Genomic DNA, 15,099 nt, shown 5'->3' with positions numbered 1-15,099 from the left:
TACGACTCAATGCGTGTGACCGGCACCGGTGCCGGAAAGTTCGATAAGGATAAGGGCTGTCTGCTTGGGGAATAAGGGCGGTATTGGACAATCTCTATTACAGCTTCGGCAATAGTAGATAGCCGAACCACGCCCTCAGCTCACCTGTGGGAGCTGGTTTGCCGGCGCTGCGGCTTTCCGCGGGCAGGCGTGGTTCAGTCCGGTTGATAGCCCATACGCCAACTGATGGCCTTGCTCGCTTCCAGCAGTCGCTTGGCTGCGGGTCCGTTTTCATCGGCATGGAACAGCGACGCAGGCCCGACCACGGTCAGTACACCTGCTACATGACCGGTGGCATCAAACACCGGTGCCGACAACGCATCGACGCCGGGCATCAGCAAACCATGGACAAAATGCAGTCCGCGCTCACGGATCTGTGCGCCTGTAGCGGCGTAGGCTTCAGGCTTTTTCAGCGGATGAATGTTATCGGTTTGCAACTCCAGCTCGCGCAAAGCGGCCGTTTCCCGGTCAGGCAGAAAGGCATTGAACACCAGCCCTGTCGACGAACTCAGCAGTGGCAGCACCGAGCCCAGCTTGGTCACCACCGTGACTGCGCGAACCGCGGCTTCAATAGCCACCACGGTCGCGCCCTGATTGCCCCACACCGCCAGGAAGCAGGTTTCATTCAAGTCATCACGCAGTTCGGCCAGGGGCAGGGCGGCGACTTTCAGCACATCCATGCTGTTGAGTGCCGCCAGCCCCACGCGCAATGCCTCACGCCCCAGCCCGTAATGATTGGTGGCCGTATTCTGTTCAGCAAAACCACTGGCTATCAACGCCTGCAAGTAGCGATGCACCTTGCTGGCGGGCATTTGTACGTGTTCGGCCAAGCGCGAGAGTGACGTTGAAGGTGACAGTTCGGCCAGGGCCTTGAGGATGTCAGTACCGACCTCGGCGGAGCGTACTTTCTGCTTGCCGGTGCTGTCGTTGCTGCTGCGGGGCTTTTCCATGGGGGGCCTGGGTCTCGGGACGAATGGGCGTCTTTATAGCTTGACGCTTAATACCAATCAAATTACGTTATGCGTAATCGAATTACGATAAAAATAACGCAGCGACGCGCACGCTGTTTCCGGGCCGGGCGCAGTCAACTGTATTCTCCACTCTGGAGGCTCCATGAACCTCGACTCGTCCTTGTCCGATCTCGTGTATCAATCCGGGTTTGGCAATGAATTCAGCAGTGAAGCTTTGCCCGGCGCCTTGCCGGTTGGTCAGAACTCCCCGCAAAAAGTCCCCTATGGTCTGTACGCCGAGTTGTTGTCGGGTACCGCGTTCACCATGGTGCGTAGCGAGTCGCGCCGCACCTGGATGTACCGGATCAAGCCGTCAGCCAACCACCCGGCGTTCGTCAAACTGCAGCGCCAGTTCAGCGGCTGCGAGTCGGGCCCGGTAACCCCCAATCGCTTGCGCTGGAACCCGTTGCCAATCCCTGACGAGGCCACAGACTTTATTGACGGTCTGGTGCGCATGGCTGCCAACAGCGGCCCGGAAAAGCCTGCGGGTATCAGCATTTACACCTACCGCGCGAACACCTCGATGCAGCGCGTGTTCTTCAATGCCGATGGTGAATTGCTGCTGGTGCCCGAGCAGGGGCGACTGCGGATTGCGACCGAGTTGGGGGTGCTTGACCTCGGGCCTTTAGAAATTGCCGTGATCCCGCGCGGTCTTAAATTCCGGGTTGAATTGCTCGACCCGCAAGCCCGGGGCTACGTGGCTGAAAACCATGGCGCGCCGCTGCGTCTGCCCGATCTTGGCCCCATAGGCAGCAATGGCCTGGCCAACCCGAGGGATTTCCTGGCCCCGGTGGCTCATTACGAACATAACCAGCAACCGACAACGCTGGTGCAGAAATTCCTCGGCGAGCTGTGGGGCTGCGAGCTGGATCATTCGCCACTCGATGTGGTCGCCTGGCATGGCAATAACGTGCCGTACAAATATGACCTGCGCCGCTTCAACACTATTGGCACCGTCAGCTTCGATCATCCCGATCCGTCGATTTTCACGGTATTGACCTCGCCCACCAGCGTGCCGGGCATGGCCAACCTCGACTTTGTGATCTTCCCGCCGCGCTGGATGGTGGCTGAAAACACCTTCCGGCCGCCATGGTTCCACCGCAACCTGATGAACGAATTCATGGGCCTGATCCAGGGCAGCTACGATGCCAAGGCCGAGGGTTTCCTGCCCGGCGGTGCTTCGCTGCACAGTTGCATGAGCGCCCACGGCCCGGACGCTGAAACCTGTAGCAAAGCCATTGCCGCTGAACTGCAACCGGTCAAAATCGACAACACCATGGCCTTCATGTTTGAAACCAGCCAGGTGTTGCGCCCCAGCCAGTTCGCCCTTCAATGCCCGCAATTGCAATCCAGTTACGACGCTTGCTGGGCCTCGCTGCCCGCAACCTTCAACCCGAATCGGAGATAAACATGACCCAGTCCACACTAACCCGCAGCTGGATCGCCTCCGCCAACGGTCACAGTGATTTCCCGTTGCAAAACCTGCCGATGGGGGTCTTCAGTCTTAATGGATCGGCGCCCCGTAGCGGTGTCGCTATCGGCGAGCATATTTTTGATCTGGAGGCGGCCCTGGCTGGCGGTCTGTTTGAAGGTCAGGCCAAGGTCGCCGTAGAAGCGTCGCTGGGCGGTGCTCTAAATGCCTATTTTGCGTTGGGGCGCAGTGCCCGGGTGGCCTTGCGTGAGCGCTTGCTGGAACTGCTGGGCGAGGGCAGTACCCTGCGCGGCAAGATCGAAGCCCAGGGCGCAAAGTTGTTGCCGCTGGCGGCCGACTGTCAGTTACACCTGCCCGCCAGGATTGGTGATTACACCGACTTTTATGTCGGCATCGAACACGCGAAGAACGTCGGTAAACTGTTTCGCCCTGACAATCCTTTGTTGCCCAACTATAAATACGTGCCCATCGGTTACCACGGCCGTGCTTCAACCATTCGCGCCTCGGGTGCCGAGGTGCGTCGTCCTAAAGGGCAAACCTTGCCAGCCGGTCAGACCGAGCCGACTTTTGGTCCGTGTGCACGTCTGGATTACGAGCTGGAGCTGGGTATCTGGATCGGTCAGGGTAATGACCTGGGGGATGCCATCGCGATCAGCGAAGCGGGCGATCATATTGCCGGTTTCTGCCTGCTGAACGATTGGTCGGCGCGTGACATCCAGGCCTGGGAATATCAGCCGCTGGGGCCGTTCCTGTCGAAAAGCTTCATTACCAGCATTTCCCCCTGGGTGGTGACTGCCGAAGCCCTGGAGCCGTTCCGCCGTGCACAGCCCGCACGCCCTGAAGGTGATCCGCAGCCATTGGCGTACTTGCTCGATCCAAAGGATCAGGCCGGCGGCGCGCTGGACATCGAACTCGAAGTGTTGCTGCTGACCGAATCGATGCGCGAGCAGAACCTGCCCGCCCATCGACTGGGCTTGAGCAACAGCCTGAACATGTACTGGACTGCCGCGCAGCTGGTGGCCCATCACAGTGTCAACGGCTGCCAACTGCAATCGGGTGACTTGTTCGGCTCGGGCACCCTGTCTGGTCCGGATCGCTCACAACTGGGCAGCCTGCTGGAAATCACCGAAGGCGGTAAACACCCGATCGAACTGGCCTCGGGCGAGGTTCGCAAGTTCCTTGAGGATGGCGATGAAATCATTCTGCGTGCCCGTTGCACGCGTGAGGGTTATGCCTCCATCGGTTTTGGCGAATGCCGCGGCAAGGTTGTCGCTGCGCGCTAAAGGAGCGAGCCATGCAACTCTTTACCTATTACCGCTCAACTTCGTCCTACCGGGTACGGATCGCGCTGGCGCTTAAAGGTCTGGATTATCAGGCGGTGCCGGTCAATCTGATTGCCGCCTCTGGCGGCGAGCACAAGCAGGCGGGGTATCTGGCGATCAACCCCCAAGGCCGGGTGCCCGCTTTGCGCACGGAGGAGGGCAGCGTGCTGACCCAGTCTGCGGCGATCATCGAATACCTCGAAGAGCGCTATCCGCAGGTGGCATTGCTGTCCACAGACCTGGCCACCCGTGCCCATGAACGGGCGGTGGCCGCTTTGGTCGCGTGCGATATTCATCCGCTGCACAACGTCAGTGTGCTCAATCAATTGCGTCAGATGGGGCAGACCGAAGAGCAGGTGGTGCAGTGGATCGGTCACTGGATCACCCAAGGCCTGGCCGCCATTGAGCAACTGATTGGCGATAACGGCTATTGCTTCGGGCCTGAGCCCGGGTTGGCGGATGTGTACCTGATCCCGCAGCTGTACGCGGCTGAACGTTTCAAGGTGTCACTGGTGCCGTACCCGCGGATTGCCCGGGTCGCGGCCCTGGCAGACAATCACCCGGCGTTCATCGCTGCGCACCCGGCGCGGCAACCCGATACGCCGGCCTGAAAATAACCTGTGGCCGCCGCCTTCGGCAGCGGCTACAGGGTTTTAAAATTGCTGATTCCGTGCATTCGCCGGTAATTTCTCTCAGCTCCCGACAGGTTATGTCCGAAACCGTGAAATCGGCTCAGGCTTATTCCTGCGCACTCCGACGATTTTTCCGACGCAACCTATACTGCCGTTTACCTTTTATCGTTCGAGGGCTGGTTAATGTTTGCTCTCATGCAAAGTGCTCATGTGGAGTCGTTGCACCTCAGTGTTGATCCTCTTACGGGGCTCAAGGCGGTGATTGCCATTCATAGCAGTCGCCTGGGGCCTGCCTTGGGAGGGTGCCGATATCTGGCTTACCCCAACGATGAAAGTGCCGTGAATGACGCCATCCGCCTGGCCCAGGACATGAGCTATAAAGCTGCGCTGGCCGGTCTGGCAGTAGGGGGGGCCAAGGCCGTGATCATGCGGGCGGCGCATGTCGAAAGTCGCGCGGCGTTGTTTGAAGCCTTTGGTCGCTGTGTCGAACAACTGGATGGACGCTACATCACTGCCATCGACAGCGGCACCTCCACCGCCGATATGGATTGTATTGCCCAGAGCACCCGGCACGTTACCAGCACCACGGCCGCAGGCGACCCGTCGCCGCATACGGCCATGGGGGTGTTTGCCGGTATTCGCAGCACCGCGTCGTCGCGTCTGGGCAGTGACAACCTGGAAGGGCTGCGGGTTGCCGTGCAGGGCCTGGGCAAGGTCGGTTACGCGCTGGCCGAGCAACTGCATGCGGCCGGAGCCGAGTTGCTGGTGTGCGATACCGATCCCGGTAAAGTGCGTCTGGCCATGGATCAGCTGGGGGCTCACCCGGTTGCCTGTGAGGCTCTGCTCAGTACGCCCTGCGACATTCTTGCGCCGTGCGGCCTGGGAGGCGTGCTGAACTGGCACAGCGTGGCGCAACTGCGTTGCTCAGCGGTGGCCGGCTGTGCGAACAATCAGCTGACTAACCTGCAAGTGGCCGACCAGCTAGAACGCCGGGGAATCCTGTATGCGCCTGACTACGTGATCAATTCGGGCGGCTTGATTTACATGGCCCTGACTCATCAAGGGGCTACGCCGGAGGCCATCAACGAGCAGTTGCTTCGCATCAGCCAGCGCCTGACCGGTATCTACGCCCACGCCCAGGCTGAAAAACGCTCACCGGCCAGGGTCTCGGACGAACTGGCGCAGCGCTTGTTGTACCCGTAAAACGGCGCGCCTACAGGTTTTGCAGCTGGCAGAGTTCATGGGCGCCCAAAAAACGTGTCTCAAACTCGACCAGGCCCGCGTGCTGATTTTGCAGCGCCTGGATCTGATTCATCACGGCCTGTTTTTTATGAGTGACGGCGTTCCTTACCACTTCCCACGGCAGGGTCTGCCCGCGGTGATCATCAAGAATCGCCAGCATTTCCTTGAGTTTGAAGCCCAATTGCTGCGCGCATTTGATGAACATCAGCCGCTCGACACTCTGCTCGCAGTAGACGCGATAGTTGCCACGGCGTTGTGGCGCCGGGAGCAGGCCGATGTCTTCATAGTGACGAATGCTTTTGATGGTGGTGCCCGAGAGTTGGGCGGCTTTGCCGATATACATGAAAAGTCCTTTTTTATGGCCGCCCGCCTATCAGGTACTCACTTGATGGCGAGCTTGCGGGCTTGCCCAAGCCAATTGTCCCGTTGTTTGGCAGTTGAATCCAGAATCGGGCCAAATGTCATGGTTGCGACCGGCTTTATGCCACAAAAGGCCAGAGTGGTTTTGCGCATTTGATGCAGTGCCGGCATGCGGTAAACCCACTTGTAATACCAGGGCGGGGTGTCCATTGTCACCAGCAGGTATGCGCTGCGCCCGAGCAACAGCTTCTCGGGAAAGGCTTTGCCCTTGCGGTAGGAAAAGGCGAAACCGGGCAGCAGGATGCGGTCGAGAAAGCCTTTGAGCAAAGCCGGAACGCCGCCCCACCAGACTGGAAACATCAGTACCAGATGCTCTGCCCAGGTGATATCAACCTGGGCCTTGAGCAAGTCGGGCTCCAGCGGCTGGATCCGGTTATACCCCTCGTGAAGGACCGGATCGAAGCACAGGTCGCCGAGATATAGAACGCGAACATCCTGGCCGGCGCCAATGGCCGTCTCGACATAGCTGTCTGCCAGGGCTGCACAAAAACTGTCGGTAGAGGGGTGACCCACAATTACCAGTACTCGCTTGCTCATCATTACACCAACCTGAAAGACGGCCTTTCAGGATAGGGTCTGCCCCAAGGGGGAGAGTCAAGCGAGCACCCGGTGCAATTACTCGCTCTCGACCAGCAGTTCGGACAGGGCGTCCGGCTGGCTCTTGAATGCCTTGGCAAACACATCGCGGTTTTTCGCCATGTAGATACCGGCTTCTTCGACTTGCTGCTCGCTCAGTGACGGCACAGCCTTTTGCAACACCTCAGCCAGCAACTCTGCAAGTTCCAGCATTTTGTCATGACGGTCAGCTTCGGCTTTATCCATGAACAAACGCTCCAGATCTCGGCTGCTGCGGTATACCACTTCGACGGCCATTTACCACCTCATATGCCTTCACGTAAATTATCTAACGATTACTGTATTTATATACAGCTAAAAGAATAAGCCAATCCCCGGGATTTGAATAGCGGCTTTTTTACTCTAGCCGCAATTGGTGTGCGCAACGGGTGTCTGAAGTGTCTAATAGCCGTCGGCCATCATCTTACTGGCAATGACTGGCCTTTTTTCTGCATGCAGAAAGTGTCATGAGCATCGCGGATGATCCGTTCGAGTCGATTCAAGGAGCTGCATCGTGAGAGTTAACAAAGCTGAGAAGCTACGTCGCCAGGTTCATGAACTGGCCGAATCGATGGGCAATCTGTTCGTCGAAACCTTCCACTACATGGCGTTGTTTGCCATTGGTGCCGTCACTGCCTGGGCGGCGGTGATGGAATTTTTGCAGATGGTGGAGAAGGGCAATATCTCTATCGATGACATTCTGCTGCTATTCATCTACCTCGAATTGGGCGCCATGGTCGGGATTTATTTCAAGACCAACCACATGCCGGTGCGCTTCCTGATTTATGTGGCGATAACGGCCCTGACCCGTTTGCTGATTTCCAACGTCTCGCATCACAACCCGCCGGACATGGGGGTGGTGTACCTGACCGGAGCCATTCTGTTACTGGCGCTGGCGATTCTGGTGGTGCGCTATGCATCGTCGCAGTTCCCGTCGGTGAAGATCGAGAACCCGCGTCGCAAGACCGGGGCAGGTTCGGGTGAACACCCGGAAGTGGAGAAGGGCGAGTTGTAGATCGGACCGAGAGTCTGCAGCAGGCCGCTTTCCCTGCGATTGAATCGGTGGGGTCTGGCCGTTAAATGGCGTCGCCGGCAAGCCAGGCTTGCACCGATGTGTGTCACTGCGCTTTCTTCAAACCATAAAAAAGGCGGGCTTACCGAAGTAAGCCCGCCTTTTTTAGTGCGTTCTGGACGCTGAATCAGCTGATTTTATCGAGTTCTTTTTCTTTTTCCAAAAACTCTTCTTCAAGCAAATCGTCAGCACTCTGTTTTGGCTCTTTTTCTTCAAAGCCTTCAACGGCCAGTTTAGGGGTGTGCTTTCCACGCAGTTTGCCGAACAGGTGTTCCAGCTTGTGCTCCAGTTTTGTCGCGGCACCTTCTACCGCTTCTGTCAGGGAGTCAGCGTCGTGGGAGACGAGAAATGGCTGGTGTCCTTTAGGTCGAGCCTCCATTTTGCAACGTTTGTCTTTAGTACCTGACTTGCCACCGTTCTCATCGGTGACATGCACGATGACTCGAGTCAGGTCTTCCAAATGACGTTCGAGCGTTACTTCAACTGTCGCTGTTACCCAGTTCTGGGTACGTACGTCAACGGCGATGTTCTTATCGGAAAAGACTTCAGTTTGCATAATTCTTCCCTTATATAGCGTGCTCGTGTGAGGTCTGACGGCCTCGTGCATTCAAAGGTTCATCGTCATCCCTCAGTTACAGTGTTTGGGCCGATGAACAAATATTTCAAGCACTATTTTCAGGAAGCCTCCCCAGCCGTGACCGGCGTCAGTCTTTGATGAGACGAACAAGCCCGCGTGTGCAGGCTATGGTCGATTTATATCCAAATGCGACAGAAGTCGGGAGGCGGCTGCCGGATCAGATTATGTAAAAGAGCGCCACTCCGTAAGCGCGAGCTTGCTCGCGAGCCGTTTGCAATCATGGTTAAAAGCTCGCGAGCAAGCTCGCTCCTACAGGGATGAGGTCCGGCTCTGGCTTCTAATTTTGCATATGAGAATATTTATCATTAGTATCGCTTTCCTTTGCGGCCTGCATACCGATTCCCATGACCTCTCCCGAACTCAATGAAGGCCCCGGCAGTGAAACCCGTCATGGGCGAGCGCATTTTCTGCAGGTGTTTTTATCTCAGCGTTTACAAATGGAAGCACTGGTCAGCCGCCGTGTCGGATGCCGGGCTACGGCCGCCGATCTGGTTCAGGACTTGTTCCTGCGTTTTTGGCGCAGACCGCTGGTGCAGGTCGAAGAACTCAGCACTTACTTGCTGCGCAGCGCGGGCAATATCGCCATTGACCATCTGCGCAGCGAAGGCGCTCGCGGGCGGGTCAATCAGCACTGGCAGCCCGAGCCGGACGCCCGAAGCTGCGAGCCCCAGGCGGCACTGGAGGCGGGCAATGACCTGCGCCAGGTCGAGGCCGCCTTGCGTGGCTTGCCCGAGCGCACCCGGCATATTTTTTTGCTCAACCGGATTCACGGTCGTACCTACGCCGACATCGCCAGGGTCATGGGCGTGTCGCAAAGTGCCGTCGAAAAACACATGATGCGCGCCCTCGAGGCCTGCAAAGCCAGTTTGCGTGAGCCGCCAGCAGGGACCGCACCGTGATCAATCGTGCGGTTGTCCCGGTCACTGACGAACAGGAACGCACTGCGCTGGCGTGGCTCGCCGTGTTGCACGATCAGCCCGACAACGGTGACCAGGCCACCTTCAGCCGTTGGCTGCAGGCCGATCCCGCCCACGCTGAAGCCTACGCCCGGGCGCAAGTGATATGGGAGTTGAGCGAAGTGGCGGGCAGCACCTTGGCGCACGAAGAGGCGCTGACGTTGCAGCGTTACTTGTCGGCGATGAAGGTTTCGCGGCGCAGCACAGTGAGGTACTGGTCCAGCGGGCTGGCCGTTGCGGCGTGCCTGCTGTTGATGGTTGGCGTATTTGCGGGCTGGCAGCCCATGCGCTGGTTCAATGATCTGGGCGCCGATTACGTCAGTGCGCCGGGGCAGGTACGCACCTTGACCCTGGCCGATCAATCCCGGGTCACGCTGGATGCCGACAGTGCCATTGCGGTGAATTTCAGCGGCGGTGAACGCCATGTCGAACTGCGTCGCGGGGTGGCGTTTTTCCACGTCACCCATACCGGCGAGCCGTTTGTGGTCGATGCCAGTGGCGGCGAAGCGCGGGTGTTGGGCACTGAATTTGAAGTGCGTCTGCAGCCTGCGGGCGCGCAAGTCACCGTGTTATCCGGGCGGGTAGGCGTCAAGGCAGGCGAGCACGCGCCACAGCAGATTCTTACAGCAGACCAGCAAGTGGCCTATGTCGATGGTGCCGTGAGCGACGCGGTGCAACAGGTCGACAGTCAGGCCCGACTGGCGTGGCGCAGCGGCTGGCTGAGCTACTACAAGACGCCGCTGGCCGATGTGGTGGCCGATCTGAGGCGCTACTACCCCGGGCAAATCGTGCTGCTCAATAGCCAGTTGGGCACACGCCGCATCAGCGCCAGCTTCCCCAGCCAGGACCCGCAAGCAGTGCTTGCCTCCCTGCAAGGCGTGCTCGGGTTTGAACAGCACACCTTGTTTGGACGGGTGATAGTGTTGCGTTGAACACCACCATCACTGTAGGAGCGAGCTTGCTCGCGAGCTGTTGATCTCAAGCAAAAGCTCGCGAGCAAGCTCGCTCCTACAAGTGGGCTGACGACAGCAGCAAAATATTTTTGCTTTCAGGTGAGGTAAACCCCGGGGCCATCCGTGTAGTGCTTGAAAATGCGAAAAATTCGCATTCCGTATCAGGTTGGCACACAGGTCATGAGCATGAAGTCCACGTCAGCGGCAGGCGGTTCGGTTAAACAGTGGTTGAGCGTTTCGGCTTTGATGGCCGGTCTGGTGTTAACGCCTTTGTCTGTCGCCATGGCCGCCGAGGCCACTGCGCAGCAAACCGGCGCACTGTTTGATTTCAATCTGCCCGCCGAGCCGCTGCCCCGGGCCCTCAACGACTTCAGCCGCCTGACCGGCTTGAGCGTGGTCTACACCGACGAAGCCCCCCTGGGCCTGCAAGCCCCGGCGATCAAGGGCCGCATGCCGGCCGACCAGGCCTTGCAACGGATGCTCGCGCAAACGGGCTTCAATGCCCGCCGTACCGATGCCAACACCTTTGCCCTCGAGCCCCGGCCCGAGGCCGGCACCCTCAGCCTGGGGGCCACCAGCATCACCTCGCAGGCCGTCAGTGACACCAGCTATCAACCCCCGGCCAGCACCTCGGTGATGCGCGGCACGGGCACGTCGATGGAGATCCCGCAGACCATCAACGTGGTCGCCGCCCAGGTCATCCGCGACCAGACCCCGCGCAATCTGGACGATGCGCTGACCAACATCAGCGGTATCACCCAGGGCAACACCCTGGGCGGTACCCAGGACTCGGTGATGAAACGCGGCTTTGGCGACAACCGTGACGGCTCGATCATGCGCGATGGCATGCCGCTGGTGCAGGGCCGGGCGCTGAATGCGGCCACCGAACGGGTCGAAGTGCTCAAGGGGCCGGCGTCCTTGCTCTATGGAATCCAGGACCCGGGCGGTGTCGTCAACGTGGTCAGCAAAAAGCCGCAACTGGAGCAGTACAACGCACTGACCGTAAAAGGCTCCAGCTACGGTGCAGGCAAAAACGGTAGCGGCGGGACGCTGGACAGCACCGGCGCGCTGGGTGATTCGGGGCTGGCGTACCGGATGATCATCGATCATGACGATGAAGATTACTGGCGCAACTTTGGCCTGCACCGCGAGACCCTGATTGCGCCGTCTCTGGCCTGGTACGGCGATAACACCCAAGTGCTGCTGGCCTACGAACACCGCGAGTTTCTGACCCCCTTTGACCGGGGCACGGCGATCAACCCGGCCACCAACCACCCGCTGGATATCCCGGCCACACGCCGTCTCGACGAACCGTTCAATAACATGGAAGGGCGCTCTGACCTGTACCGCCTTGAAGTCGATCACGACCTCAACGACGACTGGAAAGCCCATTTCGGCTACAGCTGGAACCGCGAAACCTACGACGCCAGCCAGGTTCGCGTGACCGCCGTCGACCCGTCTACCGGCACCCTGACCCGCAAAATGGACGGCACCCGGGGCGCCATCACCACTGACCGCTTTTCCACGGTCAGCCTGCAAGGCAAGGTCCAGGCTGCGGGCATGCAGCATGATCTGGTGTTCGGGCTGGATGACGAGTACCGCAAAATCTATCGCGCCGAACTGATTCGCCAGAACAGCAAATACCCCTTCAGCTACCTCGACCCGGTTTATGGCCGCGAAGTGGCGGGCACCACGGTCAGCGCCAGTGACAGCAACCAGACTGACTTGCTGCGCAGTGATTCACTGTTCGCACAAGACTCCATCCACCTGACCGATCAATGGATTCTGGTGGCCGGCGCCCGTTTCCAGAAGTACGACCAGCTCGCGGGCAAGGGCATCCCGTTCAAGGCCAACACCGATACCAACGGCGTCAAATGGATACCGCGTGCGGGTCTGGTGTATCGCTACAGCGATGAATTGTCGTTCTACGGCAGCTACACCGAATCATTCAAACCCAACTCCAGCATTGCCCCCCTGACCGGAGGCGTGGTGCTGGACTCGGCCATCGCCCCGGAACAGTCCAAATCCTGGGAACTGGGGGCCAAACTGGATATCCCGGGGCGCATCACCGCCAGTGCGGCGTTGTTCGACATCAAAAAGCGCAACGTTTTGGTGTCCACCACCGTGGGGGATGACACCCTCTACTCGACAGCGGGCCAGGTCAGCTCCCGCGGTCTGGAACTGGATGTCAGCGGCCAGTTGAGCGAGCAGTGGAGCCTGATCGGCAGCTACGCCTACACCGATGCCGAGGTCACCAAAGACACGACTTATCAAGGCATGCGCTTGCAGAACGTGGCCAAAAACAGCGGATCGCTGTCGGCGGTTTATGACTTTGGCAGCATCGTGGGTGGTGACAAATTGCGGGTCGGAGGCGGGGCGCGCTATGTCGGTGAACGTGCGGGCGACGCCCTCAACGATTTCGACTTGCCGTCGTACACCGTGGCCGACGCCTTTGCCACCTACGACACCCACGTCGAAGGGCAAAAGCTTAAGGTTCAGCTCAACGTCAAAAACCTCTTCGACCGCGTGTACTACACCTCGGCGGCCAGCCGGATGTTTGTCTCCATGGGTGATGCGCGGCAAGTGAGCGTCTCCACCACCCTGGAGTTCTAACCCGGCCCAACCCCCTGCAGGAGCGAGCTCTTCAACATTCTCCCGGATGACACGCCACCCCTGTAGGAGCGAGCTTGCTCGCGAGCTCTTCAGCAATCTTGCGGATGACACAGAGCTCGCGAGGCAAGCTCGCTCCTACAGAGTTATGGGTTGCGGGGTTCATGTGCTTCAAGGCCTGAACGCCGCCCGATACTCCCCGGGCGTCGCGCCCACGGTCTGTTTGAACCGGTTGGCGAAGTGGCTGGCGCTGGCAAAACCGCAGGCCAACGCAATATCACCCAGCCCCAGCGCGCTATTGCGCAGCAAGTCGCGGGCTCGCGCCAGGCGGCGCGCCAGCAAATATTGATGGGGCGGCAGGCCGAAGCTTTGGCGAAACATGCGGGCAAAGTGGTAAGGCGACAATGCGCAGTGCGCGGCCAGTTGGCCAATGTTCAACGGATCGGCCAGTTGCTGCTCAATCATGTCCACCAACTGGCGCCGTTGATACGCCGCCAGCCCGCCCTTGAGCTGCAGCCCGCTGCGCAGGCCCACCTGGTTGAGCAACGCATGATCGAGCAACTCGCAGGCCAGGCTGCTGGTCAGCAGCCGTTCGCCGGGCTCGTTCCAGTTCAGGTTGATCAACTGATGAAAACGCCGGGTTTGCTGCTCGTCATCGAAAAAGGTGATTTCGCGCAATTGCAGCTCGCGAGGTTCGCGGTCGAGCAAGGTCACGCAACCCAGAGCGAATTGCTCCTGGCTGACATACACGTGGGCCAGGCGAATGGCGCCATTGATCACCCATGCCGACTGATGATCGGCGGGCAGCACGCAGAGTTTGCCCGGCGCCCCCGTTGCTCCCGGTTGCTCACGGCGAAAGGTCCCGGTGCCGCCCGAGATGTAGCACGACAGGGTGTGGTGAGTCGGCGCTTGATAGTCGCGGGCATCGTGATGGTTGGTCCACAAGGCTGCGGCCATGCCGTCACCGAGCTCGGCACTGTGCTCCAGACGGGCATTGGGCGAGCGGCTCATGGATTGAAAAACTTGCAGGGTATCGAATGCAGACATGGTGATTACTCCAACGCTTTGCATCCTACTCCGTCACATCACCGCTGCCAGCCCCGAACCCACAAAAGCGCAAGAATCTGCAAGTGCGCTCCGGCATTGCATCGCAGACTGCAAGCCAACTCCAGGAGCTTGCCATGAACCTATCCCTGTACTTATTGACCGTGTTGATCTGGGGCACGACCTGGATCGCCCTCAAGCTGCAATTGGGGGTGGTAGCGATTCCGGTGTCCATCGTGTATCGCTTTGGCCTGGCGGCGCTGGTGCTGTTCGGGTTATTGCTGCTGACGCGGCGGCTGCAAACCATGAACCGGCGCGGGCATCTGATTTGCCTGGCACAGGGTTTGTGTTTGTTCTGCGTGAACTTCATGTGTTTCTTGACCGCCAGCCAGTGGGTGACCACCGGTTTGATCGCCGTGGTGTTTTCCACCGCCACGCTATGGAACGCGCTGAACGCGCGGATCTTCTTCAAGCAGAAAATCGCCCGCAACGTTATCGCCGGCGGAGCTCTGGGCCTGTTCGGGCTGGGGCTGCTGTTCTGGCCGGAGTTGAGCGGGCATACCGCAACCCCGCAAATCCTGCTCGGTCTGGGCCTGGCATTGATTGGCACCCTGTGTTTTTCGGCGGGCAACATGCTCTCGAGCCTGCAGCAAAAAGCCGGGCTCAAACCGCTGACCACAAACGCCTGGGGCATGCTCTATGGCGCCAGCATGCTGGCGATGTACTGCGCGTTCAGCGGCATCCCGTTCAACATGGAATGGAACACGCGTTATATCGGCTCGTTGTTGTATCTGGTGATTCCGGGTTCGGTGATCGGTTTTACCGCTTACCTGACCCTGGTCGGGCGCATGGGCCCGGAGCGTGCGGCGTATTGCACGGTATTGTTTCCGCTGGTGGCACTCAACGTGTCGGCCTTTGCCGAGGGTTACCAATGGACGGCACCGGCTTTGGCCGGGCTGGTACTGGTGATGCTGGGCAACGTGCTGGTGTTTCGCAAACCCCGGCCGGTACCGATGGCCGCAAAGCTGGCCTGAACCCTGAACCCCCTGTAGGAGCGGGGGGTGGGGGGGGCGGGGTTTGAAAGAAAAGCGGGGGACGCAGGGCGCACGGGGGGG

The 15,099-nt window shown here is 59.3% G+C and carries 15 protein-coding genes; 9 read left to right on the top strand and 6 right to left on the bottom strand.

Annotated features, from left to right (window positions below; genetic code table 11):
• Positions 1 to 194 precede the first annotated feature (194 nt).
• Positions 195 to 989, bottom strand: a complete 795-nt coding sequence (locus tag ACP7BO_RS07655) for an IclR family transcriptional regulator (RefSeq protein ID WP_060695019.1) — start codon at positions 987 to 989, stop codon at positions 195 to 197.
• Positions 990 to 1,152: 163 nt separating this feature from the next.
• Here ACP7BO_RS07655 and hmgA point away from each other — a divergent pair, with 163 nt between their 5' ends.
• From hmgA to ACP7BO_RS07635, 4 genes are all read left to right on the top strand, one after another.
• Positions 1,153 to 2,457, top strand: coding sequence for a homogentisate 1,2-dioxygenase (gene hmgA, locus ACP7BO_RS07650; protein WP_426209405.1), 1,305 nt, complete (start codon positions 1,153 to 1,155; stop codon positions 2,455 to 2,457).
• A 2-nt stretch (positions 2,458 to 2,459) separates the two neighbouring features.
• Positions 2,460 to 3,764, top strand: coding sequence for a fumarylacetoacetase (gene fahA, locus ACP7BO_RS07645; RefSeq protein WP_426209403.1), 1,305 nt, complete (start codon positions 2,460 to 2,462; stop codon positions 3,762 to 3,764).
• 11 nt (positions 3,765 to 3,775) lie between these two features.
• Positions 3,776 to 4,414, top strand: coding sequence for a maleylacetoacetate isomerase (gene maiA / locus ACP7BO_RS07640; protein WP_426209401.1), 639 nt, complete (start codon positions 3,776 to 3,778; stop codon positions 4,412 to 4,414).
• A 204-nt stretch (positions 4,415 to 4,618) separates the two neighbouring features.
• Positions 4,619 to 5,638, top strand: a complete 1,020-nt coding sequence (locus tag ACP7BO_RS07635; RefSeq protein WP_060695012.1) for a Glu/Leu/Phe/Val dehydrogenase family protein — start codon at positions 4,619 to 4,621, stop codon at positions 5,636 to 5,638.
• A gap of 10 nt (positions 5,639 to 5,648) precedes the next feature.
• On the opposite strand, the gene ACP7BO_RS07630 is transcribed toward ACP7BO_RS07635, so the two are convergent.
• From ACP7BO_RS07630 to ACP7BO_RS07620, 3 genes are all read right to left on the bottom strand, one after another.
• Positions 5,649 to 6,020: a MerR family transcriptional regulator gene (locus ACP7BO_RS07630; RefSeq protein WP_060695010.1), complete on the bottom strand. Its 372-nt coding sequence runs from the start codon at positions 6,018 to 6,020 to the stop codon at positions 5,649 to 5,651.
• A 38-nt stretch (positions 6,021 to 6,058) separates the two neighbouring features.
• Positions 6,059 to 6,634: an NAD(P)H-dependent oxidoreductase gene (locus tag ACP7BO_RS07625; protein WP_426209530.1), complete on the bottom strand. Its 576-nt coding sequence runs from the start codon at positions 6,632 to 6,634 to the stop codon at positions 6,059 to 6,061.
• A 78-nt stretch (positions 6,635 to 6,712) separates the two neighbouring features.
• Positions 6,713 to 6,970, bottom strand: a complete 258-nt coding sequence (locus ACP7BO_RS07620; RefSeq protein ID WP_003439988.1) for a YebG family protein — start codon at positions 6,968 to 6,970, stop codon at positions 6,713 to 6,715.
• Between the two features lie 256 nt (positions 6,971 to 7,226).
• On the opposite strand from ACP7BO_RS07620, the gene ACP7BO_RS07615 reads away from it, so the two are divergent.
• Entirely contained in the window at positions 7,227 to 7,727 is a 501-nt protein-coding gene (locus tag ACP7BO_RS07615; protein ID WP_003439989.1) for a phosphate-starvation-inducible protein PsiE, read from the top strand.
• Positions 7,728 to 7,911: 184 nt separating this feature from the next.
• On the opposite strand, the gene ACP7BO_RS07610 is transcribed toward ACP7BO_RS07615, so the two are convergent.
• Positions 7,912 to 8,340: an HPF/RaiA family ribosome-associated protein gene (locus tag ACP7BO_RS07610; RefSeq protein ID WP_060695006.1), complete on the bottom strand. Its 429-nt coding sequence runs from the start codon at positions 8,338 to 8,340 to the stop codon at positions 7,912 to 7,914.
• A 425-nt stretch (positions 8,341 to 8,765) separates the two neighbouring features.
• On the opposite strand from ACP7BO_RS07610, the gene ACP7BO_RS07605 reads away from it, so the two are divergent.
• The 3 genes from ACP7BO_RS07605 to ACP7BO_RS07595 all read left to right on the top strand — a co-directional run bounded on the left by ACP7BO_RS07605 (position 8,766) and on the right by ACP7BO_RS07595 (position 12,943).
• The gene (locus ACP7BO_RS07605) at positions 8,766 to 9,320 is read left to right on the top strand and encodes an RNA polymerase sigma factor (RefSeq protein WP_060695005.1); all 555 of its coding nucleotides are present in this window, start codon (positions 8,766 to 8,768) and stop codon (positions 9,318 to 9,320) included.
• Positions 9,317 to 10,309 (top strand): FecR family protein, encoded by a 993-nt coding sequence (locus tag ACP7BO_RS07600; protein ID WP_426209397.1) that lies wholly within the window; start codon positions 9,317 to 9,319, stop codon positions 10,307 to 10,309. The genes ACP7BO_RS07605 and ACP7BO_RS07600 overlap by 4 nt, the downstream gene beginning before the upstream one ends.
• Before the next feature lie 207 nt (positions 10,310 to 10,516).
• Entirely contained in the window at positions 10,517 to 12,943 is a 2,427-nt protein-coding gene (locus ACP7BO_RS07595; protein WP_426209395.1) for a TonB-dependent siderophore receptor, read from the top strand.
• Between the two features lie 168 nt (positions 12,944 to 13,111).
• Here ACP7BO_RS07595 and ACP7BO_RS07590 read toward each other — a convergent pair whose 3' ends face one another.
• Positions 13,112 to 13,987, bottom strand: coding sequence for a helix-turn-helix domain-containing protein (locus tag ACP7BO_RS07590; protein ID WP_426209392.1), 876 nt, complete (start codon positions 13,985 to 13,987; stop codon positions 13,112 to 13,114).
• Positions 13,988 to 14,121: 134 nt separating this feature from the next.
• Between ACP7BO_RS07590 and ACP7BO_RS07585 the strand changes: the two genes are divergently transcribed.
• A complete protein-coding gene (locus tag ACP7BO_RS07585; RefSeq protein WP_426209390.1) occupies positions 14,122 to 15,018 on the top strand; it encodes a DMT family transporter in 897 nt (298 codons plus the stop codon).
• Positions 15,019 to 15,099 lie beyond the last annotated feature (81 nt).

The organism is Pseudomonas sp. TWR2-1-1 (assembly GCF_049897045.1).
Taxonomy (GTDB): domain Bacteria; phylum Pseudomonadota; class Gammaproteobacteria; order Pseudomonadales; family Pseudomonadaceae; genus Aquipseudomonas; species Aquipseudomonas versuta.
This window is presented reverse-complemented; position numbering and strand designations above follow the sequence as displayed.